Annotated in this window: 17 protein-coding genes; 11 read left to right on the forward strand and 6 right to left on the reverse strand. The window is 54.8% G+C overall.

Annotated elements, in window-relative coordinates:
* The first annotated feature begins 258 nt into the window (after positions 1–258).
* From QMP16_RS08905 to QMP16_RS08935, 7 genes are all read left to right on the forward strand, one after another.
* Complete coding sequence (locus QMP16_RS08905) at positions 259–1,179, forward strand: LysR family transcriptional regulator (RefSeq protein ID WP_282152073.1); 921 nt, start codon at positions 259–261, stop codon at positions 1,177–1,179.
* A 227-nt stretch (positions 1,180–1,406) separates the two neighbouring features.
* Positions 1,407–2,990, forward strand: a complete 1,584-nt coding sequence (locus tag QMP16_RS08910) for an ABC transporter substrate-binding protein (protein ID WP_282152074.1) — start codon at positions 1,407–1,409, stop codon at positions 2,988–2,990.
* 68 nt (positions 2,991–3,058) lie between these two features.
* Positions 3,059–4,153, forward strand: a complete 1,095-nt coding sequence (locus QMP16_RS08915; protein WP_282152075.1) for a Xaa-Pro peptidase family protein — start codon at positions 3,059–3,061, stop codon at positions 4,151–4,153.
* On the forward strand, positions 4,153–5,160 hold the full coding sequence (locus tag QMP16_RS08920) for an ABC transporter permease subunit (protein ID WP_282152076.1): 1,008 nt from the start codon (positions 4,153–4,155) through the stop codon (positions 5,158–5,160). Before QMP16_RS08915 ends, QMP16_RS08920 begins: the two co-directional genes overlap by 1 nt.
* Entirely contained in the window at positions 5,157–6,062 is a 906-nt protein-coding gene (locus QMP16_RS08925) for an ABC transporter permease subunit (RefSeq protein ID WP_082637042.1), read from the forward strand. The genes QMP16_RS08920 and QMP16_RS08925 overlap by 4 nt, the downstream gene beginning before the upstream one ends.
* Positions 6,063–6,066: 4 nt before the next feature.
* Entirely contained in the window at positions 6,067–7,044 is a 978-nt protein-coding gene (locus tag QMP16_RS08930) for an ABC transporter ATP-binding protein (RefSeq protein WP_058277169.1), read from the forward strand.
* Positions 7,041–7,997 (forward strand): ABC transporter ATP-binding protein, encoded by a 957-nt coding sequence (locus tag QMP16_RS08935; protein WP_282152077.1) that lies wholly within the window; start codon positions 7,041–7,043, stop codon positions 7,995–7,997. Before QMP16_RS08930 ends, QMP16_RS08935 begins: the two co-directional genes overlap by 4 nt.
* A gap of 13 nt (positions 7,998–8,010) precedes the next feature.
* On the opposite strand, the gene QMP16_RS08940 is transcribed toward QMP16_RS08935, so the two are convergent.
* Positions 8,011–8,691 carry a GntR family transcriptional regulator gene (locus tag QMP16_RS08940; protein ID WP_282152078.1) on the reverse strand — a complete coding sequence of 227 codons (681 nt, stop codon included), beginning with the start codon at positions 8,689–8,691 and terminating at the stop codon, positions 8,011–8,013.
* Between the two features lie 150 nt (positions 8,692–8,841).
* On the opposite strand from QMP16_RS08940, the gene QMP16_RS08945 reads away from it, so the two are divergent.
* A complete protein-coding gene (locus tag QMP16_RS08945) occupies positions 8,842–9,861 on the forward strand; it encodes a GlxA family transcriptional regulator (RefSeq protein WP_282152079.1) in 1,020 nt (339 codons plus the stop codon).
* A gap of 174 nt (positions 9,862–10,035) precedes the next feature.
* The gene (gene phnY / locus QMP16_RS08950; protein ID WP_282152080.1) at positions 10,036–11,496 is read left to right on the forward strand and encodes a phosphonoacetaldehyde dehydrogenase; all 1,461 of its coding nucleotides are present in this window, start codon (positions 10,036–10,038) and stop codon (positions 11,494–11,496) included.
* Between the two features lie 55 nt (positions 11,497–11,551).
* Here the strand turns inward: phnY and QMP16_RS08955 are convergent, their stop codons facing one another.
* The gene (locus tag QMP16_RS08955; RefSeq protein WP_282152081.1) at positions 11,552–12,394 is read right to left on the reverse strand and encodes a fumarylacetoacetate hydrolase family protein; all 843 of its coding nucleotides are present in this window, start codon (positions 12,392–12,394) and stop codon (positions 11,552–11,554) included.
* A gap of 239 nt (positions 12,395–12,633) precedes the next feature.
* Here QMP16_RS08955 and QMP16_RS08960 point away from each other — a divergent pair, with 239 nt between their 5' ends.
* Together QMP16_RS08960 and QMP16_RS08965 are read left to right on the forward strand one after the other, a co-directional pair.
* Positions 12,634–13,275 carry a GNAT family N-acetyltransferase gene (locus tag QMP16_RS08960; protein ID WP_282152082.1) on the forward strand — a complete coding sequence of 214 codons (642 nt, stop codon included), beginning with the start codon at positions 12,634–12,636 and terminating at the stop codon, positions 13,273–13,275.
* A 94-nt stretch (positions 13,276–13,369) separates the two neighbouring features.
* Positions 13,370–15,139, forward strand: a complete 1,770-nt coding sequence (locus QMP16_RS08965) for an adenylate/guanylate cyclase domain-containing protein (protein WP_282152083.1) — start codon at positions 13,370–13,372, stop codon at positions 15,137–15,139.
* Positions 15,140–15,195: 56 nt separating this feature from the next.
* Here the strand turns inward: QMP16_RS08965 and QMP16_RS08970 are convergent, their stop codons facing one another.
* The 4 genes from QMP16_RS08970 to QMP16_RS08985 all read right to left on the reverse strand — a co-directional run bounded on the left by QMP16_RS08970 (position 15,196) and on the right by QMP16_RS08985 (position 19,769).
* Positions 15,196–15,780 (reverse strand): pentapeptide repeat-containing protein, encoded by a 585-nt coding sequence (locus QMP16_RS08970; protein ID WP_282152084.1) that lies wholly within the window; start codon positions 15,778–15,780, stop codon positions 15,196–15,198.
* Between the two features lie 149 nt (positions 15,781–15,929).
* A complete protein-coding gene (locus tag QMP16_RS08975) occupies positions 15,930–17,222 on the reverse strand; it encodes a hypothetical protein (RefSeq protein WP_282152085.1) in 1,293 nt (430 codons plus the stop codon).
* Positions 17,209–18,567 carry a TfuA-like protein gene (locus QMP16_RS08980; protein WP_282152086.1) on the reverse strand — a complete coding sequence of 453 codons (1,359 nt, stop codon included), beginning with the start codon at positions 18,565–18,567 and terminating at the stop codon, positions 17,209–17,211. The genes QMP16_RS08975 and QMP16_RS08980 overlap by 14 nt, the downstream gene beginning before the upstream one ends.
* Positions 18,564–19,769, reverse strand: a complete 1,206-nt coding sequence (locus QMP16_RS08985) for a YcaO-like family protein (RefSeq protein WP_282152087.1) — start codon at positions 19,767–19,769, stop codon at positions 18,564–18,566. The genes QMP16_RS08980 and QMP16_RS08985 overlap by 4 nt, the downstream gene beginning before the upstream one ends.
* Between the last annotated feature and the right edge of the window lie 570 nt (positions 19,770–20,339).

Here is a 20,339-nt window from a genome sequence, read left to right on the forward strand (position 1 = left end):
CGTCATCTGAAATTCATCCTGCAAATCGGCCGTATAACCAACGCAAATAGTCACGGTTTCCGTGAGAATCCGGAAATGCCACATCAAATAAATCAACAGGTTACAATTTTCCTGCCGCGCGTGATGTTCTATTCGAATGCGCCGGTTAACAGTTTTGTCAGCGGAGTTGATCGGGATTTCATGCAGTTTTACCCGCTTTAAGGTACATAAAGGGGTGGTTTAGAGCCGCTTTTGTATGACTGCAGAGAGATTGAGCGGATGAATTTCAGAGATTTGGAGTATGTGCTCGCCATTGCAAAACATGGCAAGTTCAGTCAGGCGGCGGTTGCGTGCAACGTTTCGCAACCTGCACTATCGAACCAGATCAAGAAGCTGGAACAGGAACTGGGTGTTGAACTGTTTCTACGACTGAATAACGAAGTGCGCCCAACGGCATTTGGTCAAAACATCCTAAAAATAGCTGAATCCATCCTGTCTGATGCACAACAGATCCGCGACACTGCCACCCAATACCGCGACCCCGAGGCCGTCACGTACCGGATTGGCATGACGCCAACGCTAGCACCCTACCTGACGCAGTACTTCTCAGGGTTGTTCAGCGATTTGTACCCGCGGATGCGTGTGACCATGATCGAGGACCTTCCGCAAAACATGTTACAGATGGTGGAAGATCATCAATTGGACATGGCGCTGGTGGCCAAAGTCAACAACAGCGACGCTCTGGCTTTCACGTCAATTTGGGCCGAGCCGTTGTTTCTGGCCATGCGTGAAGGGCACCCACTTTGTATGCTTCCCTCTATTGCGCCAGAGGATGTGCCTCCGCATGACTTCATCCGGCTTCCCCACAGTTTTGGCTATGAGCTTGAGGACCGTTTGCCCAAAGCTGATCCTGCGATCCGAGTCGCCAAGCGGTTTGATCTAAGCGCGCTGAGGTTTGAAACGATCTGCCGACACATTTGTCATTCTGATGATTGTACAATTGTGTCGGCCCTAGCTGCCGAGCAATTCAAGCGGGACAAATGGCCCTTGAGCTTTGTTCCGTTTGAGGGCCCGGGAAACCTGCGCAACCTTGGGGCCGCGACCCGCCCGGGATGCCCCAGAAGCCCCGTGCTGAACCGTGTTGGGGCATATATTCAAGACCGGCCACCGGTTGGTGTGACCCCAACATTCTCGCAATAAATACCCGTCGATTCCTTTGGCCAGACAACGCAATGATGCTGGGCAGTCTTTCGGCTGCTTCCTTTGCGTTTGGTCAAGCTGTGCAAGAGCACTCAAAGTGAGTTGACAATGGATTTTGTATTTTGGATACATTGGGCACAGATTTCGCGGCGATGAGAGTCGTCAGAAATTGCTTGGTCAACAAAAGCAACGCGAAAGCCGATTGATAATTTTTCTGGGAGACAATCATGAAACTTAAATTTTTGGCTGCAACAGCGGCAATTGCCCTGTCCAGCGCAGCCGCGCAGGCCAACACGCTGGTTTATTGTTCAGAAGGCTCACCCGAGGGGTTCGATCCCGCACTGTTTACAGCCGGAACCACATTTGATGCCTCATCGCACCCGATCTACAACCGCCTGCTGGAATTCGAAACTGGCACAACCAACGTTATCCCCGGTCTGGCCGAAAGCGTCGAGGCCAGTGATGATGGCTTGGAGTACACATTCAAGCTGCGTCAGGGCGTTAAATTCCATTCGAACGACGAATTCACACCGACCCGCGATTTCAATGCGGATGACGTAATCTTCTCGTTCATGCGCCAAAAGGATGACAGCCATCCGTATAATCAGGTCTCTGGTGGTACGTGGGAATACTTCAAGGGTATGGGTATGCCCGATCTGGTCGAGTCGATCGAAAAGGTCGATGACTATACCGTCAAATTCACGCTGACCAAGCCCGAGGCGCCGTTTGTTGCCAACATGGCAATGGATTTTGCTTCGATCCTGTCTGCAGAATATGCAGACGCGATGATGGAAGCCGGAACACCTGAAAAGCTGAACACCGCACCCATCGGCACCGGCCCGTTCTCGTTCTTGGCTTATCAAAAAGATGCCGTAATCCGGTACGCCCAGAATGCCGACTACTGGAAAGACCCTGCAGACGTTGAAAATCTGATCTTTGCGATCACTCCGGACGCATCTGTGCGTTATCAAAAGCTGAAGGCCGGCGAATGCCACATCATGCCCTATCCGAACCCGGCTGACATTCAGGCAATGCAGGATGATGCCGACATCAACATGTTGGAGCAAGAAGGCCTGAACGTTGGCTATCTGGCCTACAACACCACAATGGCGCCCTTCGACAACCCGAACGTCCGCAAGGCGTTGAACATGGCAATCGACAAGAACGCGATCATCGACGTGGTGTTCCAGGGCTCGGGCCAGGTTGCAAAGAACCCGATCCCGCCGACCATGTGGGGCTATAACGACGCGATCACCGACGATGCCTATGATCCAGAAGCGGCCAAGGCGATGCTGGAAGCCGAAGGTGTTTCCGACCTGTCGATGAAGGTCTGGGCTATGCCGGTACAGCGTCCGTACAACCCGAATGCGCGTCGTATGGCTGAACTGATCCAGGCGGATTTCGCGAAGGTTGGCGTGGACGTCGAGATCGTGTCTTACGAATGGGGTGAGTACCTGTCGCGTTCGAAAGATCTGGACCGGGACGGTGCCGTTCTGCTGGGCTGGACCGGTGACAATGGCGATCCAGACAACTTCCTGGCGGTTCTGCTGGGCTGTGACGGTCGCGAAGCGTCGAACCGCGCACAATGGTGCCACGAGCCGTTCGAAGATCTGATCCTGAAGGCCAAACAGTCCACCGATCAGGCTGAACGCACCAAGCTGTATGAAGACGCCCAGGTCATCTTCAAAGAGCAGGCCCCGTGGGCAACCATTGCGCACTCGGTCGTGTACATGCCGATGAGCAATAAGGTTCAGGGCTATAAAGTGCACCCGCTGGGCGGCCACATCTTCTACGGTGTGAGCGTCGAATAAACCACCACTCAACGACCGGAGCCGCCCAATTGGCGGCTCCGGTTTTCTTTATTGGGAGGTCGGCGCGAATGCCGGATTTGTCCGAGTACCAACAACTGGCAAAGGACATGTCAGTAGATGCCGTGGCACTGGTGCCCGGTCCGAATTTTACCCGCGCTTTGGTAAAACCCTTCATGAGCAACGAGCGACCCTTTGTGGTCGTGATCCCGGCCGAAGGCGTACCGGCAGCGATTGTGCCGAACCTAGAACTGGGCTCTTGGGCGCTGGTCGGGTTTGACGGCGCTGTCTTCGACTGGCGCGATCAGACGGGCTATGACGATGCCTTCGCGGCACTGGCTGAACATATGCCGTTGCGATCTCTGGCGGTCGAAGGGCAGGTGATGCGCGTCTTTGTCTCCAAGGCATTTACCAGAGCCCGGCCCAACTTGCGGATCGTGGATGCTGAGCGCGAGATTTCCGGCCTGCGCATCATCAAGACGGACGATGACATTGCAGCGCTGCAAGCGGCAATTGATATCTCGGAACGAGCACTGGAACGAGTCATTGCGGATGTTCGTGTTGGTCAGACGGAAGTACAGATTGAGCAGGCCTTGATCCAAACGCTGTTCGCAGAAGGGGCTGCGTCGCTGGCCTTTTCGCCTATCGTGACAGCCGGAGGAAACTCGGCTCAACCGCATGGTAAAGCGCGCGCGGATTATCAGATCAAAGCAGGCGACGCGCTGCTATTCGATTTCGGCGCACGCAAGCATGGGTTTGCCGCCGACATCACACGCACCTTTTTTGTCGCCGAAGCCTCAGATGAGGGCAGGGCGGTCTACGACACGGTTTTGCGTGCCAACCTTGTCGGGTTCGAAGCTTGCCGACCCGGCGTAACGGCCCACGATATCGACGACGCGGTGACCAGCGTGCTCGAGGCCTCGCCCTATGCAGATCGTATCCGCACCAAGACCGGTCATGGGCTGGGCCGCGATGTGCACGAAGCGCCCTACATCATGCGTGGCAACGGCCAGATCATGCGCGCGGGCATGGTTTGGACAAACGAGCCGGGCCTCTATGACCTGGACAATTTCGGCGTTCGGATCGAAGATGACGTACTGGTGACCAAAGACGGTTGCCGGTCGCTGACAAGCTTTCCCAAAGAACTAACAATCATAGGCCGCTGATGTTTGGCTATTTCCTTACCCGCCTCGGCATGTTCATTCCGACATTTCTGGGCGTAACACTGATCTCGTTCATGTTCATTCGGGTGCTTCCAGGCGATCCGATCATCGTCATGGCCGGTGAACGCGGAATGTCCGAAGAACGCTATCAGGAAATGGTCGAGAAGCTTGGCTTCGACAAACCGGTTCTGCAGCAATACTGGGACTATCTGGTTGGTGTGTTGCATGGTGATTTGGGCGAAAGTTTTGTCACCAAGAAGCCGGTTTGGGACGAATTTTTTGCCCTGTTTCCCGCGACGCTGGAACTGTCGATCTGCGCCATGATTTTTGCGGTCGCTTTAGGGCTGCCTGCTGGCGTTATTGCCGCTGTGAACCGGGGCAAAATCTTCGACCGGGCGCTGATGTCTTCTGCGCTGATCGGGTATTCCATGCCGATCTTCTGGTGGGCGCTGTTGTTGATCATCGTGTTTTCCGGCAACCTTGGTTGGACGCCTGTCTCAGGCCGGATCGACCTGCTGTACTACTTTCCAAGCGTCACAGGTTTTATGTTGATCGACAGTCTGCTGTCCGGGCAGGAGGGGGCCTTTGGATCGGCTGTACGCCATCTAATTCTGCCGACCATCGTCTTAGGCACGATCCCTTTGGCCGTAATTGCGCGCCAGACCCGTTCGGCCATGCTGGAAGTGTTGGGTGAGGATTACATCCGCACGGCCCGCGCAAAGGGGCTCGCCCCCGCACGGATCAATGGGCTGCATGCGCTGCGCAATGCGCTGATCCCGGTGATTACAGTGATCGGCCTGTCGGTCGGCACTTTGCTGGCCGGGGCGATCCTGACCGAGACAATCTTTAGCTGGCCAGGCATCGGCAAGTGGATGGTCGATAGCATTTTCCGCCGCGACTACCCGGTGGTGCAGGGCGGCCTGCTGATGATCGCCGTGATCGTCATGCTGGTAAACCTGCTGGTCGATGTCCTTTACGGCGTCATCAACCCCAAAATCCGGAGGCGATGATGGCTGAATTGTCCGCGACCCCACCAAAAACCGAAGACCGCCCCAGCGCTCTGCGAGAGTTCTGGTATTACTTCAGCGAAAACCGCGGTGCGGTGATGGGCCTTTGGGTCTTTGCCGCTTTTGTCTTCTGCGCGGCCTTTGCGCCTTTGTTGGCCCCCTACGACCCGACTGAACAATTCCGCAATCACATCCTGCAACCCCCTGCGTGGCAAGAAGGCGGCAGTTGGGCCTTCCCGTTGGGCACCGATCCGCTGGGCAGGGACATGCTGTCGCGGCTGATCATGGGCTCGCGCTATTCTTTCTTTGTCGGCATCGTGGTGGTTTGTGTGGCCGTGACGGGCGGGGTGATTGTCGGCCTGCTGTCGGGTTTCGCGCCCAAATGGGTCGATACGATGATCATGCGGGTGATGGACATCATCCTGTCCTTCCCCTCACTGCTGCTTGCGCTGGTTCTGGTTGCGATCCTTGGTCCCTCGTTGACCAACGCAATGATTGCCATCGCCATTGTTTTCCAACCGCATTACGTGCGTTTGACACGGGCATCAGTGTTAGCAGAGCGGCAAAAGGACTATGTGACCTCGGCTCGCGTTGCCGGTGCTAGCAAGGCCCGACTGATGTTCAAGACCGTGCTGCCGAATTGCCTGGCCCCGATCATCGTGCAGGCGGCGCTGTCGTTTTCGACCGCCATTCTGGATGCCGCAGCCCTTGGCTTTCTGGGCATGGGGGCGCAGCCGCCCACGCCGGAATGGGGCACCATGCTGGCCGAAGCACGTGAGTTTATTCTGCGTGCGTGGTGGGTGGTGACGTTCCCCGGTCTGGCCATCCTAGTCACGGTGCTGGCCATCAACCTGATGGGCGACGGTCTGCGCGACGCGCTGGACCCTAAGCTAAAGCGGAGCTGACGACATGAGCCTGTTGGATATCCGAAACCTCACCGTTGAATTCGCAACCGCCTCGGGTCAGTTCCGGGCTGTGGATGGTGTTGATCTGTCTGTCGACAAGGGCGAGTTGATGGCCATTGTCGGCGAAAGCGGCTCGGGCAAATCCGTGTCGATGCTGGCGCTGATGGGATTGCTGCCATGGACCGCTACAATCACCGCAGATCAACTGAGTTTCGAAGGCATTGACCTGACCAAAATCTCGGCCCGTGACCGACGCAAGATCATTGGCAAGGACATTGCCATGATTTTTCAGGAACCGATGTCGTCGCTGAACCCTTGCTTTACAGTGGGTTTCCAGATCAAGGAGGCCTTGCGCATCCACCTGGGCCTGAACCGAAAGGACCGCCACCAACGCGCTATTGAACTGTTTGATCAGGTCGGAATCCCCGCACCCGAAAGCCGCCTGAACACGTTTCCGCACCAGATGTCCGGCGGCATGAACCAACGGGTGATGATTGCGATGGCCATCGCCTGCAAACCCAAGCTGTTGATTGCGGACGAGCCGACAACGGCACTGGACGTGACAATTCAGGCGCAAATCCTTGATCTGTTGGTTCGCCTTCGGGATGAGCAGGGCATGGGTTTGGTCCTTATCACGCACGACATGGGCGTTGTCGCCGAGACCGCCGAGCGGGTTCAAGTCCAATATGCTGGCCAAAAGGTCGAGGAGCAGGCAGTCAAAGACCTGTTCCGAACCCCGCGCCACCCCTACACAACTGCGTTGCTTAACGCGCTGCCGGAACGGGCGACGTCGAAGATGCTGCCTACCATTCCCGGCGTCGTTCCAGGGCAGTTTGACCGGCCAAAAGGGTGTCTGTTCAGCCCCAGATGCCAATATGCAGATGATCTTTGCCGATCGTTGCCCCCAACTCCGCACAGCGCGGAATTCGGCAAGGCTCGTTGCCATTACGTTGAAAAGATAACAACCGGAGAGCTGGCATGACCGCCCCCATTGTTCAGGCCAGTGATTTGGCCAGGTTTTATACCGTAAAAGGCGGGTTGTTGTCGAAGGCCGAAACGGTCAAGGCATTGTCTGGTGTAGATTTCGAACTGCGGCCGGGCAAAACGCTGGCGATCGTAGGAGAGTCCGGTTGTGGGAAGTCCACCCTCGCAAGGGTTGTGACGATGATCGAAGAACCGACCTCGGGTAGTCTGACCATCGATGGCGTTGAAATATCTCCATCGAAATGGGCCCAGATGCGTGAAACTGTACAGATCGTGTTTCAGGATCCCTACGGCTCGCTCAACCCGCGCCAACGGATTGGTCAAATCCTGCAAGAGCCATTGATAATTAACCGTCGCGAGATGTCCGCAGCCGACCGCGAGGCGCGCGCGCGTGAAATGATCGACCTCGTGGGTTTGCGCCCCGAACATTACGACCGCTACCCACACATGTTTTCGGGCGGGCAGCGGCAGCGGATTGCAATCGCCCGCGCCTTAATGCTGAACCCCAAGGTGCTGGTGCTGGATGAGCCGGTTTCAGCACTGGACGTCTCAATCCAGTCGCAAATTCTGAACCTGCTGGTCGAACTGCAGGAACGTCTGAACCTTGCCTATCTGTTCATTTCGCATGATTTGTCGGTGGTGAAGCATTTTGCCGACGATGTGATCGTTATGTATTTAGGCCGCGCGGTTGAAAAAGCTCCGAAAGAAAAGCTGTTTGCTGCCCCTCGACATCCTTATTCCAAGGCTCTTTTGTCGACGACGCCTCGCGCAGATCCCGACGCGCGCAAGGATCGGATCAAACTGGAAGGCGAGCTTCCGTCCCCGATGAACATCCCCAAAGGCTGTGCCTTTGCACAACGGTGCTGGCTTGCAACCGAAGAATGCCGCGCCGCGCCGCCAGAACTGAGCGGGACAGACCACAAAGTGGCGTGCCTGCATCCACTGGGGTAGGGATGGGGGACCTTCAGCCGGATTCGCCTTTCCGTGTCTTGATAACCATCGCCAGCAACTGATCCTTGGTCCGTTGAATATGCTTGGTCAGCAGTTCACCTGCGGCATCAACCTGACGTTTGCGTGCCAGCGACAAAAGCTGTCGGTGATCTTGCTTGGCGGGCTCGCGCTGTTCCATGACGCTTAGATGCATACGGACATAGCGGTCCGATTGCAGATTGACCCGTTGAAGAATCTCATTGGTCAGCCCACGATCAGCAGCCGCATAAAGGGCTTTGTGGTATTCATAATTCAGGCTGCCCCACCGCCCGACATTATAAGCTTCGTAAGACCTTTCCATGTCATCGAGCAGCTTCTCGCACCTGGCGAAATCAGCTTCCGTCATCTGCGGAATGGACCTTTTAAACAGGTCGACCTCCAAAAGAACCCGAAGGTCGAAAATCTCGCCAATTTCCGAAAGCGAATGCGAAGTCACCGATGCACCACGGTTGTTAGTCAGCTGCACAAGGCCTTCGGCATCCAGCCGTTTCAGAGCTTCGCGGATCGGCATGCGCGAAACATCATAATCCTCGGCAAGGGCCTCCTGACGGATGGTTTCACCTTCGGCCATCTCTCCGCTTAGGATACGTTCCCGCAGATCATTTGTGATGACTTCCGGAAGACTTTGACGTGCGATCGCGCGGGTTCTGGGCATAAGAGTGGTCTCGGTCGGTGTAAGTTGTATCCAAAATACAAAATGAGCGTTCGATTTCCAAGGGTCTTACATCTATTGATAACTTAAAGTTGCTCGAGCGTTTCAGCAGGCCAGCGACGATGCGGTATTCGAACGCGAAGGAGGGGTGTAGTGGACAGCCAACGTTTCCTGCCCAGGGGGGCGATTTCCGTCGACGTTCCCTATGATGGACCACCCAAGGCCTTTCATTTCCTGTTGCTGCCTAATACCACGATGTTGGCGTTTAGCGCTGCGATTGAACCCTTGCGTATTTCAAACCAACTGGCCCGAAAGCAATTGTTCGAATGGTACGTCCTGTCCGCAGATGGCGCACCGGTCACGTGTTCGAACGGAATCCGCATTCAAGCCGACCAACCCATGCATGATCTAGAGCAGGGGGCCTATACCTTCGTGTGTTCCGGCACTGAGCCGATGGCCTCGTTTGACACCCGGGTTCTGAATTGGATCCGTCGGCAAAAGGCACATGGATGTGATTTTGGCGGTATCTGCACCGGGGCATTTGCCTTGGCCAAGGCCGGCCTGATCGGCGACAGAAAGTTCACCGTTCATTGGGAAAATCGCCCCGGGTTTTGCGAGTATTTTCCGACAATGACACCAACCCAGAGCCTGTACGAGATTGACGGCAAGCTGCGCACTTGCGGGGGAGGGCACGCCAGCACCGATATGATGCTGGAAGTGATCGAGGAATTGTTCGGCAACGCCCTGGCCATCAACGTGTCCGAGATGTGCTTGCACCGACGCGTCGGAGAAAGTGGCAGCAATCAAGTTTCGCCAGTCTCGGCCCTTTTGGGGACGCGCAACGCCAAGCTGGTCGAAGCTGTCCAAATAATGCGGGACAACATTGAATCGCCGCTCAGTCTTGAGGCGGTAGCGGATCAGGCGTCTCTGTCCAGACGCCATATGGAACGGCTGTTCCAGCAGCACACAAAGATGTCGCCCGGCCAGTATTACAACAACCTCAGGCTAGATCGTGCCTTCGCCCTTTTGAATGAAACCGACCTCAGCGTATCCGAGATTGCCTTTGCATCCGGGTTTTCCAGCACGGACAGGCTTTCAGTTCATTTCCGAGGCCGGTACAATGTCTCGCCGCATAACTTCCGCAGATCGTGGTCGCACGAAAGTGGCAACTAAGACCGTTGGTGAGACTTGGATACCGAGGTGCAATCCAGCTCTGGACTGCCACAGTGGATTGACCGAGCGGGGCGTTCCCTTCATCTTCAATTGCGTGATCGACACTTCGCTGCGCCTGCCATTGCGCAATTTTGAAGCACCGCTTTTTGCCAGCATAGCGTTGGCCCCTTTATCATGGACGTTATCATGAACACATCCGGTATCCGCAACGAAGGCATGCGTATTGGCGGCGAGATTGTCTTTACCGATGCTAAAATCCCGGTCCACTACCCCTACACGAGTGAGGTTGTCGGTACCGTCCCTGCCGGCACTTCTGAACATGTACGCAAAGCTTTTGAGATCGCCGCAAATTACACGCCCAAATTGACGCGTTACGAACGCAGCGAGATTTTGCGGCGCACCGGCGCGTTGATTGGTGAAAATCGCGAAAACCTCGCAAAATGGCTGACGCTTGAGCTTGGCATCTGCCATCAGCACTCGATCTATGAAACCAGGCGCGCGCAGGACGTTTTTCAGTTCGCTGCCTCCGAGGCCCTGAAGGACGATGGTGAGGTTTTCTCGTGCGATCTGACCCACAACGGCAAGGCGCGCAAGATTTTCACCAAACGCGAGCCGGTCAGAACCATCAGCGCAATTACACCGTTCAATCACCCTCTGAACATGGTCAGCCACAAGATTGCACCGTCCATTGCCACCAATAACAGCATGGTCTGCAAACCGACCGAGCTGACCCCACTGACGGCCCTGACGCTGGCGGACATACTGTACGAGGCAGGGCTGCCGCCCGAAATGTTTCAGGTCGTGACTGGCTGGCCAAAAGATATCGGCGATGAGATGATCACCAATGAACACATTGACATAGTAACCTTCACGGGCGGTTTGCCGGTAGGCAAGATGATCGCGTCCAAGGCGGGTTACAAACGGCAGGCACTGGAGTTGGGCGGCAACGATCCTCTGATCGTGCTGAATGATCTGAATGACGCCGATCTGGACAAGGCCGCCAGTATAGCTGTGGCCGGGGCCACAGGGAATTCGGGGCAACGCTGTACCGCGATCAAACGCATTCTGGTTCAGGAAAGCGTGGCAGATAGATTTGTGCCACTTGTTCTGGAAAAGGCAAAAGCGATCCGGTTTGGTGACCCTCAGGACCCAGAAACGCAATTGGGTTGCGTTATCCACGCACAAGCCGCCGAGTTGTTCGAAAACCGCGTGCTGAAGGCTGCGCAAGAGGGCGCAGAAATCCTCTATCACCCCGGCCGCGACGGTGCACTGTTGCCGCCGATCGTCGTCGACAAGGTGCCCCACGGCAGCGAGTTGGTGATGGAAGAAACATTTGGTCCAATCGTGCCGATCGTTCGTGTTCCAGATGATGATGCGCAAGTCATGCAGATCTCAAACGGCACCGCATTTGGTTTGTCTGCGGGTGTCTGTACAAATGATCTGAACCGGGCGATTACCTACATCAACGGTTTGAACGTTGGCACCTGCAACATCTGGGAACAGCCCGGCTACCGGATCGAACTGTCTCCTTTTGGCGGCATCAAGGACAGCGGCAACGGCGTCAAGGAAGGCGTGATCGAGGCGATGAAATTTTTCACCAACGTCAAAACTTATTCACTGCCCTGGCCCGAGTGACTTTTCAGCCCTCTTTCTGTTGCGGAAAATTGTGACAATTGCACAAACATAGGGCTCAGCCCTGCGCAACGTTCTGCCGTTGTACACCCAAGCCTTTGATGCCCAACTCCATCCTGTCGCCGGGTTTTAAATAGGTCGGCGGATTTTGGCCCATGCCCACGCCCGGAGGGGTGCCTGTTGAAATCACATCTCCCGGCTGTAGCGACATGAACTGCGAGAGATGAGAGATTACTGTCGCCACGCCGAAATGCATCGTTCGGGTCGATCCATCCTGAAACCGTTGCCCGTTCACCTCAAGATACATCTGCAGGTCCTGCGGATTGGGTACCTCATCCCGTGTCACAAGCCATGGACCTATAGGACCCAACGTGTCGGCGGATTTGCCTTTGACCCACTGGCCCGAACGGTGCAGTAGGAAATCGCGCTCTGATATGTCGTTGATGACGCAATAACCCGCGACATGGCTCAAGGTTTCGGCTTCCGAGACGTATTTGGCCTCTTTCCCGATCACCACACCCAGCTCCACCTCCCAATCGATTTTGACCGAGCCACGAGGAATTTCGACCGTGTCGTTGGGGCCAATAATGGCTGAAGTTGCCTTGAAAAAGATCACCAGTTCCTGCGGCAGCTCCATCCCACTTTCGGCCGCGTGATCGGCATAGTTCAGACCAATGCAGACGAACTTGCCGACCTGACCGACGCAAGCGCCAATTCGCGGTTGACCATCCACCAGAGGCTGGCTTGCCGTATCCAACCTGCGCAATCGGTCCAGGGCTTCATCGCCAAGCGACTCGCCTGTGAGATCATCAATCACACCCGACAAATCACGAATTGCGCCCTTGGCATCCAGAAGACCGGGCTTTTCAGCGCCCTTGGGACCGAACCGCAGTAATTTCATTGATGGTGTTCCCTTTACTCAGGGCTTCCGGGGCCATCATTAGCGAACAGAGGTGTGGATGAGAAATTCCGTTGTATTTGACCGGACAGTACACTTATCGCCCCCCTGCACCAAAAACTCAAATCTTGTGGTGAATTAAACAGAGGACAGAGATACTGTAATCTCATTTCGTAATTTTAAATTTTTTGTGCTAGTGTCCGAGCAGATTTTACTGATTTCTTTCAAAGGTACTATTTATCGTGAGCAACAATTCACAAAACACGTTCAGGTTGCGTCCGATGGAAAGGGCAGATCTGGATTCCGTTCTGAGTTGGTTTCAGGACGTTGAAGACCTTGCGCGTTTTGATCGTACAACGCGCGTGCCCCTCAATACATCGCATGCCGAAGAATTTTGGAGAGATTCATTTACGTCTTCCGATGCCAGCCGCAAATGTTGGTTTGTCGTCGAGTCCTCCGCAGGTGAGGCCGTTGGGCTGGCCGGTCTCGAGTCTATCTCGAACATCAATCGCGATGCAGTGGTTGCAGTTTTCGTCAACAAGGCAATGCGCAGATCTGGCGTCGGGCTTCGGGCATCCGCTTTGGTGCTGGATCTGGCATTTCGACAGCTGGGGCTAAACCGCATAACGTCTTATTATCGTGAGGACAATCATCACAGCCGTGATCTTGTTGCCAAGATAGGATTCCAGATTGAAGGGACGATGCGTCAAGCGTGGTTCGCTGAAGGTGAGTTTCAGGATATGGTTGTTGTGGGCATTCTGAAATCCGAGTGGATGGTTCGCCGAAACGTTCTGGCACAGGAACTGGATGCGAATACGATCGTGACATTGGGGCCGAATGATTGCGCCGCCTGGTCATGGCCGCCTCAGATCGCAGAGGTGTGATCAGTTCCGATCAAAACTGCTTCGGTCGTCAAAAACGTTTTTTGATATATGTTGGTTACGGGTCCGCTATGAATCCGAAAAAAGAGTAACACTTGTGAGTACGACAATTTCTGACATTCCAATTACGCAACGGCTTGGCGCAGTATTGTTCGCCGATGTCGTAGGATACTCCAGGCTTATGAGCGAGAATGAGCTGGATACCTATAATGAATTGAAAGCATTGATTTCTTTGCTTGAGGCATCGTGCGCAAAGTACAACGGTCGGGTGGTAGAGGTACGTGGGGACGGGATTCTGGCCCTGTTCGAAACTGCCACCAGCGCGGTGGAATTCGGGGTCGAATTGCATCAAATCGCAAGCGATCAGAATAAAACCCGCGCGCAGGATCAGCGAATCAAGTTCCGGGCCGGGATTCACCTTGGTGAGATTCTGATAGACGAGCGGGGCATTCATGGTGACAACGTCAATATCGCGGCCCGGTTGCAAGAAATAGCCGAGCCTGAGCGGGTCTATGTCAGCTCTGCCGTGTATGATCAGGTCTGCAATCGCCTGCGTTTTGGGTACGAGTTTCTGGGGCCAAAACAGCTCAAGAACATCATGAATCCTGTCTCGACCTACTGCGTCCGCAGCGAAGTGGCAGGCGCGACCATGGCCGGCACGATGCGCCCTGATCTGAAAGGGGACATATTCGAACGGCCGGATACGCCGTCGGTGGCCGTTCTGCCCTTCAGCAGCTCTGGCGGCGATGAGTCCGACAGTTGGATCGCCGAAGGTCTGACGGACGACATCATCATGAATCTGTCCAAGTTCCGGAACCTTTTTATCATCGCCCGGAACTCGTCATTTTTCTTCAGGACACAGTCGATGCCTCCGAAAGAGGCCGCGCAAAAGCTGAATGTCCGCTATGTCGCGCGCGGCAGTGTACGTCGGTCAGCCAGTCGGATCAGGATTTCCGCCGAGTTGATTGATGCCAACACCGAGCGCACGATCTGGGGCGAACGGTTCGATCGCAAGATTGACGATATTTTCGACATTCTTGATGAGGTCACAGAGTGCATTGTGGCGGCCACTGCGGTGATGATCGAGTCGCATGAAAAGCAGCGCATGATTCAGGCGATTCCAAACGATCTCGAAGCCTATGGATCGGTCCTGCAAGGCCAGCACCACATCTTCAAATACACCCGAAACGACAACCGCAAGGCGCAGAATTTCTATCAATCGGCCCTTGAAAGGGACGAAGGGTATGCCCGAGCCGCCGCGGCGCTGTCGCGAACCTTAAATATCGACTGGCGTTATTCCTGGGCCGAAGAGCCGTCACAATCGCTGGAAAAGGCGTTGATGTTGGCGCAGCGCGCGATTGAGCTGGACCCGACCGACGCGCGTGGTTTCGGCGAATTGGGCTATGTGCATCTTTACCGCAAAGAGCATGACGCCGCCATCCAATCCTATCAGAGGGCGCTGGCGTTAAACCCAAATGACGCGGATATGCATTCTGACTTTGCCGATGCGCTGGCTCATTCAGGCGACAACGAAACGGCCATAACGCATCTTCAGCAGGCAATGCGTCTCAATCCCTATTTCCCGGATCAATACCTTTGGCATTTGGGTGGGGCGTATTACAATCTAAGACGCTATGAGGATGTAATTGAGACGGTCAACAAGATGAACAATCCGACCGAGGGGCAGCGTATGCTGGCCGCAAGCTATGCTCAGCTAGGTCAAACGGACATGGCCCGCCTGATAAGGGAAAAGCACCGCGAGGCGCATCCGAACTTTTCGCTAGCCCGATGGACAACCGTTCAACCGGATCGGCTAGAGGAAGACACGCAGCACTTTGTGGAAGGTCTAAAAAAGGCCGGGTTCTAAAAATGCAAAGGGGCACCGCGTTCCGGTGCCCCTGAGCTTACTTTCGAAAACTGGATTTAGTCGCCGCCGCGTACCTTTGCGCCGCTGACTTTGGCACCGCTCACCTTCGCGCCACTGACTTTGGCACCGCTGACCTTGGCCCCACTTACTTTCGCGCCGCTGACTTTGGCACCGCTGATAGCCGGGCTGTCAAAGCCGAAATAGATGTCCAGCAGGACTTGTTCGAACTGGCCGGTCATCACGTCCATACGCATGGTCTGGTCAGATTTGTCATACTTCCAGAAGCGAATACCGTCGGCCACCTGATAATCTGCTGCAGCGACGCCGCCGATACCCGGTTCCTTCGGTGCTCTGGAAGCGTTGTCCGGGGGCTCATTGGGATCAGCGACCAGACCGCCTTTACCATGGACCAAAAAAATCACCGGCTCCGGCAAATCGTAATAAGTACCTTCAAAGGCAAAGCCATAAATCTTTGCGAACCGAGGACCGTTTAGCTCTTTTTCTCCATTTTCCACCCCAAACTGTTCGTCGAGATGCTTGTTGGCGCCCTTGCCACCGGACGGGATACGTTTGTACTCTAAATCTTCGAGCTCGCGACCATATATCAACACTTCTGAAAAACTGAGCAAGGATTCAGGCATATCTCTCTCTCCCAATTATGGGATCGACGAAGCCAGAACCCTCATCTCCCCCTCAAAATAAACTCGAAAAATATTCGAGCAAATGCGTTCCAATAAACTTCTTCCGATTGCATGCCATAAAACCGTTTAAAAATAAAGGATTTTACAAGTTACCCTGGCACCTGCGTGCGAACCGAAGCAGAGTGGCTGTCTTCTTCGGGATCGGGAAGACGCGGACCGGCAGATGTCAGACCAATATCTCGCATGCGGAAGTTGCCTTCGATGATGTTGCGAAACGCACCGCCAGTGATTTCCTGATCAACCGCCAGCAGGGCCTTTTCAACACCGAAATAGCTGAGCATATCTGCATCCAGCCGCTCCCACGTGTCGGCCAGATAGGTTCCCAGAAAATCGCGCGCCTCAAGCAAAGCAATCCGGAAACCTTCGGGGTTTTCGGCATAACGGGCATCGAACACGTCCTGCATAACCTCGCTGTAATCCGGAGAATCTTCCAGTTGATCGGACAGGTGTTCTTCTTCAGGTGAGATCAGCCCATGCAGCAGCAGGCGTTCGTGATAAATATCTACGAAAATGTCGAACATCGCTCCGGTCAATGGTTCTGACAGATCGTGTTCGCTGGTCCATCCGGCCGCAAACTCTGACATGGACCGGGTGTTGGCGGCAATTCGGATTTGCGCGTTTTCCCCCAGTTCGGCAAACCGGTTCAAACGATTGAATGTGTACAGGTTGCCCCGCGTGTTTTTTAACAGTGCGTCAACAACCGAACCAAAATGCAGCGACGCAAGAAGGGCGACCATATCGGCAGCGGACTCGTGAAATCCGTAATATTCGCCCGACGCATCCCCGTCTGACGGCATACCAATGACACTATAGATAATGGCATGTCCAATTTCATGGGAGACAACGTCAAAGTTCAGGCTGTATGGGCGGTACTCATCTCCATGTTCGTGTGTGCCGCCTGTTTCCAGAAACCCCCAGCCAATATGTGCGTTGTCCAGACTGGGAAGCAGGGACAGTTCGAGCCGGTCGAAATCGGGCGCGAAATGCCACGGGATTGGTCGATCAAAATACCCTTGCCACACATCCATTGTAAAATGGGCCGACCCGAACAAATGCGCCGCCTCAAATGAGGGGTCGGATGGGGCAATATGAAAGAAATTCCCAAACTCATCTGGCATCGCGGGCGGCTGAGTGTACCCGTCCCATGGCGGCAGATACATGCCCGGTCCATTTGGCCCTGGAACGATGGCACCGTAAGGTGTGGTTTTGCCAACAGGATTGACGGTGTACATGCGCGGGCCGGATGGGCCCGGTCCGATGCTGCCCTGCGGAGCCGAAATCTCAACCAGTTCGGGTTGAACACCCGGCTCCAGAAATGGCGATTGCGGGTATAACAGGAACCGTGTGCCGGGTTCGTCGTTTAAAGACTCATGTGCATTCATCAATCGATCCTTCGTGCCTGACGGATGCCGCCTTGCCGTTGGAGGCCCCCGCGCTGGAATTCCTGCCGCAAAACAAAAACTCAGCTTCGATAAGATCATCAAGCGCCGCACGCCCGGTTAGGCCAAGCGAGATCGCATAGCTGTCAAGATTATCCGGTACGTCCGTGCCAAGACTTTTTTCAAAGTACCACAAAACCATACGCAGGCGATCCGCCCCCGAGACGGGGCCATTCACAACGGCAGCATTACTCTTGGCGACTGCCCGATCTCGCAGCTCGACATATTTGCCGGTTCGTTTCAGTTCGGCCAGTAGTGGCCCGTCTAAATGGCGTAAACGCGCAGCGACCGCCGCATCGATCCGGGCGGCATCCGCCAGCATGTCTTCATACCCCGCGAGGTTCAGATCATTCGAATCCAGCCATTCCATCAAATGCGCTTTATGAGACAATCCTGCTTTGGCCCTGTGGTCCGTCATTTGCCGGATCAGGGTTTCGCGATCAGGTTGCTGATCCTGCTCGGTCGCTTCTTCTTGCGCGATAACGCTCAGCACCGCCCGGTCGCGCAACTCGGAAAAAAGTTCCGGATCCAACCTCAATTCGTCTATCACGGCGTTGTTTTTGACTACGTCGGCATCGATGCGATTGCGTAACTGTTTCCAAACCAATGTCGGTTCGGTACGGGTGACAGGGTTTGAGGGTAGGGTGCCTTGCGACAGGCAATCCGCCATTAGCGCCAGCATCGTGCGGGCGTCATCCGCCTTGGCATCAACTTGGTTCTTCGGCAGCCAATCCAGAAAGGCCTCAACTCCGGGCAGGTTGTTTACTTCTTGGCCGATGTCTTGCCAGATGCGGTGCCGGTAGTGTCTGGATTTAGCATGCTCAAGAATTTCGGCGGCACTTTCAGCAGGTAAAATCCCTTGGGCCTGCGCCTGTTTGACTGTGGCTCGGATAGACACCATCGGTGTACTAAGCGGTTGAAATCCCAACTCGGCCGGGCTGTGCAGCACTGCGACCTCATCGTCATCCTGCAAAACGCCGCTGAGGTAGTCCTCAAAGATTCCGCCGACACCGATCATTCCAAAATCGGCAAGTTCCGCGGCACGCAGGGCGCCCATGCTGGCGCTGCCAAAGACCGGTATCCCTTGTTCCATCGCCCACAAGATTTCTTTGTGCCAGACCGAGGGCACACCTTCGAAGAACCCATCTATGATCCCAATGGCGTGCGGTTGATCCTTGGCTGCGCGATATACATCACCCCGCTGAACAGGGGGCAGGACCGCAGCATTCAACTGTGCCGTGACTTCCTGTGCTGGCAGGGTAGGGCCCACAAATACAACGACGGTCATGCGGTTTCCTGCCTGATCTGCAGTGCTCTTAGGCCCGGGATATAGTCCGCATCGTCGTGTGGCGCTTCCAAGCCCGGTATGACCGCTCGAACAACCGATAGATCATATTCAGGCCGAGACAAGTCCACGATCACCACCTGAGAAATCCCGACGGCCTCTAATCTGTTCAACAGCAAAGCCAAGTCATCCTCGAATGTCTGGGTTAAATGCGTCGGGCAGTCCTGGAAATTCTCTGTCGGAGGGGCACGATCTATCAGATCCCGTACATATCTACATCGATCAGATTGCGCCTGGTCAGTGAATTCTGCTGGATCCAGATCATCGCGGGCGCCCGAGATATAGGTCAGCCGGGTCTGAGCAGCTTCTGTCACCGAGCGCAGCAACGCGATTGCTCTATCCGGATGGCATCCGTCGCCGATGCCGATGTGACCAGGTTGCCCGCCGGCCTCACAGATCACGCACCGAAAACTGGCAATTCCGGTATCCGACGTGGTGTTCCACAGCCCGATCTCCAGATTTGCGCCGGTGACTTTTTCAATGGCCGCCTGACATCGTGGGTCGTCGACAGTGCCGAGATCAACGCGCGCGGTCGTGGTTTGATGAGACCACAGCGTCGTTGCATCCCGCTCAATCAATTCGCAAATCGCATGACAACTCGCTTCGGCATCATTATTGCCCGAAGCCAAACCGTTTGTTGTTCTGGGAAAGGCGCGTTGTCCGGCGAGTGGAGCAGCAGTGTAGTCAGTGTCCACCATCTCAAGCGGAACCCAGCAGGTCCGTTGGCTTTTCAAATCCCGGCCTTCGACCCACAACATGTTGCTATTGGGATCAAATTGCGCGCCGGTGACTTTAGGCAATCGCTCCACATCCACAACGGTCGCTTCATCAGCCAAATCGGTATGTCTTGCAAGCCGTTGCGGAAGTCGCACACGTTCGGCATGCCAGGATTCGATCGCTTCCATAACGCCTGAAGCTTGCGCTGCCTGCAGCGACAGTCCCTTACCAAGTGACACCGCAACAGATCGGGAATTGGGACGAGCAACCATGACGGTAGGCAAACCAATCCGATCCAGGCCGGTCAGGTTTGCGATCCGAGTTATACCCATTTCCCGAAGAAATGGTTGCACAATGCTTAGAGTGCGCGCGGGGTCGCGCAGACGATGAGTGTCATGCACGTAGGTCTTTTGTGAACTATCGGTCATTTCATCGACCTTGCCAAAACAAACGTGCAGGTTCGCACAATAAAACAAACTATACGCAAATAGGATGGTAGATGAATTCGCGATGGTCAACCTCGCTAGTTTCTGGCGTCGATTTTGGAATTTGGCGACAACTTCCAAAAATTAATTTTTACATAAGATAGATTATGCGTATTTTATTGCTGTTGAGGCTAAACTGTCCGACTACGTAAATAATGGGACTGAATTATTGAGACTCGCCTCCCATTGAATTCAACACCTTTGGATTTTTGCGCTTATTTAATGTTTCGATGGTTCAAGCGCTTCAAGTCTACGTCAAACGAACGCCAGTGAGCCTCTTCGCAACCTGGAAACCGGCGCAGTGTGTCTTACTTGAGTTTGGTTGATCAGCAGAATACCCTGCCCCAGCGCTCGGCCCAAAGCTGCCGTTCATCGCGTCGCCCGCCGCCGTAGTGCAGCTCTCGCATTGCAGCCATTCATGCTTTGCCTGACCTCAACAGATCAGGCTGAAGCGCAAGAACCGGTGGGTCGTGAACGTGCTGCGTCGATAGCAATCAGAGATGTGTCGGAGCT

It is taken from the genome of Ruegeria atlantica, from assembly GCF_947495585.1.
Classification (GTDB): domain Bacteria; phylum Pseudomonadota; class Alphaproteobacteria; order Rhodobacterales; family Rhodobacteraceae; genus Ruegeria; species Ruegeria atlantica_G.

Coding starts and splice junctions, on each gene's coding strand:
- QMP16_RS08985 (WP_282152087.1), bottom strand. CDS start 19,769: ATGACCGATAGTTCACAAAAGACCTACGTGCATGACACTCATCGTCTG.
- QMP16_RS08910 (WP_282152074.1), top strand. CDS start 1,407: ATGAAACTTAAATTTTTGGCTGCAACAGCGGCAATTGCCCTGTCCAGC.
- QMP16_RS08970 (WP_282152084.1), bottom strand. CDS start 15,780: ATGCCTGAATCCTTGCTCAGTTTTTCAGAAGTGTTGATATATGGTCGC.
- QMP16_RS08925 (WP_082637042.1), top strand. CDS start 5,157: ATGATGGCTGAATTGTCCGCGACCCCACCAAAAACCGAAGACCGCCCC.
- QMP16_RS08915 (WP_282152075.1), top strand. CDS start 3,059: ATGCCGGATTTGTCCGAGTACCAACAACTGGCAAAGGACATGTCAGTA.
- QMP16_RS08930 (WP_058277169.1), top strand. CDS start 6,067: ATGAGCCTGTTGGATATCCGAAACCTCACCGTTGAATTCGCAACCGCC.
- QMP16_RS08905 (WP_282152073.1), top strand. CDS start 259: ATGAATTTCAGAGATTTGGAGTATGTGCTCGCCATTGCAAAACATGGC.
- phnY (WP_282152080.1), top strand. CDS start 10,036: ATGGACGTTATCATGAACACATCCGGTATCCGCAACGAAGGCATGCGT.
- QMP16_RS08955 (WP_282152081.1), bottom strand. CDS start 12,394: ATGAAATTACTGCGGTTCGGTCCCAAGGGCGCTGAAAAGCCCGGTCTT.
- QMP16_RS08975 (WP_282152085.1), bottom strand. CDS start 17,222: ATGAATGCACATGAGTCTTTAAACGACGAACCCGGCACACGGTTCCTG.
- QMP16_RS08940 (WP_282152078.1), bottom strand. CDS start 8,691: ATGCCCAGAACCCGCGCGATCGCACGTCAAAGTCTTCCGGAAGTCATC.
- QMP16_RS08935 (WP_282152077.1), top strand. CDS start 7,041: ATGACCGCCCCCATTGTTCAGGCCAGTGATTTGGCCAGGTTTTATACC.
- QMP16_RS08920 (WP_282152076.1), top strand. CDS start 4,153: ATGTTTGGCTATTTCCTTACCCGCCTCGGCATGTTCATTCCGACATTT.
- QMP16_RS08980 (WP_282152086.1), bottom strand. CDS start 18,567: ATGACCGTCGTTGTATTTGTGGGCCCTACCCTGCCAGCACAGGAAGTC.